Raw genomic sequence first — 1,288 nt, 5'->3', positions numbered from 1 at the left:
CGGCACGATCAGCCCATGAGAGCCGCGGCCGCTGTACCTGCCGACGAAGCACAGCGACCTCATGACGAAGGGCAAGGATCTCGGCGTTGTTCGCGGCCGTCGAGCGGCCCAGCAACAGGAAGCAGCCCAGTAGTCGACAGAAAATCAGGTAAAACAGCCGCAGACCCACGATCACTGATCATGCCCACCCTTGGGCGATCGCAAAGCCCCAGGTCAACCACCATACGGCAATAAAGACACCCTTCACGTCCTCACCGCCTGGGCCGCCGCCGGAACATGACCACCCAGAACCGCGAAACACGAGGGGAACGAGAAGACCAGCCTGCCGCAACGATCAACACCCCGACCAGCCCAAACAGCAAATAGGCAACAGGGTCGGGCAGCGCCGAACTCGCTGTGGATGCGCCTGTCCCCCCAGATGGGGTTCTCCCATGCCGGTCTGGGCATGCGTCAGGCGGGCACGTCGCTCAAGTCCTGGATGCGGGCTTGTATCAGGGGCAGGATCTCGGTCGTGGCTCGTTCGACGGAGGCGACGAGTACCTCGGCATTGAGCTTACGGTGGGGTACGTGAGCGAGTTTGTCGCGTAGTGCGATGGGGCCGCCGTATGCCTGAACCACCGTTCCGGGGGATGCTTGCTTGAGCATCTCACCGAAGGTGAGCATGCAGTAGGCCAGAGCGAGGAGCCGCTCGTCGCCTGGTTTTGGTGTTCCCCCGTGGAGGATGGTGCGCGCTCGGTCGAGTGCTGCTGAGGCGTCGGTCAGGCCTAGCAGTTCGCGGTGTTCCCGGTCGGTGCGTGCGTTGGTCACGCTGCCCCGCGCAGGTCGCTCAGAGGTTCGGCCTCCTCGACCTCCACACCGGGGCCGCGCGGGACGACTTCCACGAGGGCGCCGAGCATGCTGGACAGGTCCGTCTCGAAACTGGTGACGTCGAAGTAGGAGCGGTCGGGGTCCAGGGTTGCCACGAGCTCTCCGGGCTCGGCGCTCAGGGCGAAGCAGTGCAGGCCGTGGCGACGCCCGAGCTGGTGGATCGTCGCGGCATTCGCGCGAAGCACTGCGGTGGTGGCTCGCCTCACAGCCCGTCCTCCTTCACTCCACATCGTCGAGCGCCAGGATCGACGTGCGACCAGAATATCGTGCGGTGTGGTGCCAGGATGGTACTTGGGGCCGAGGGAGCGGGGTACGTCGTGTTTCTGGGGCGTACGGGAGCGCATGACCCTGAACAGATCGCTACCGTACGCTACGGCTGGTTGCGGAAAGTGGTCGCTGCTGGGGGTCAAGGGGTCGCAGG

The 1,288-nt window shown here is 64.9% G+C and carries 2 protein-coding genes; both read right to left on the bottom strand.

All coding sequences use genetic code 11. The features are described 5' to 3' along the window. Positions 1-450: 450 nt before the first annotated feature. Entirely contained in the window at positions 451-807 is a 357-nt protein-coding gene (locus tag BBH68_RS41695) for a hypothetical protein (RefSeq protein ID WP_065968350.1), read from the bottom strand. Next, a complete protein-coding gene (locus BBH68_RS38685) occupies positions 804-1,073 on the bottom strand; it encodes a hypothetical protein (protein ID WP_141713157.1) in 270 nt (89 codons plus the stop codon). Before BBH68_RS38685 ends, BBH68_RS41695 begins: the two co-directional genes overlap by 4 nt. Positions 1,074-1,288: the final 215 nt, after the last annotated feature.

Origin of the sequence: Streptomyces sparsogenes, from assembly GCF_001704635.1 — a bacterium.
GTDB lineage: Bacteria > Actinomycetota > Actinomycetes > Streptomycetales > Streptomycetaceae > Streptomyces > Streptomyces sparsogenes.
Note: the sequence above shows the minus strand (reverse complement) of the source record. Positions and strands in the feature narration are given on the sequence as shown.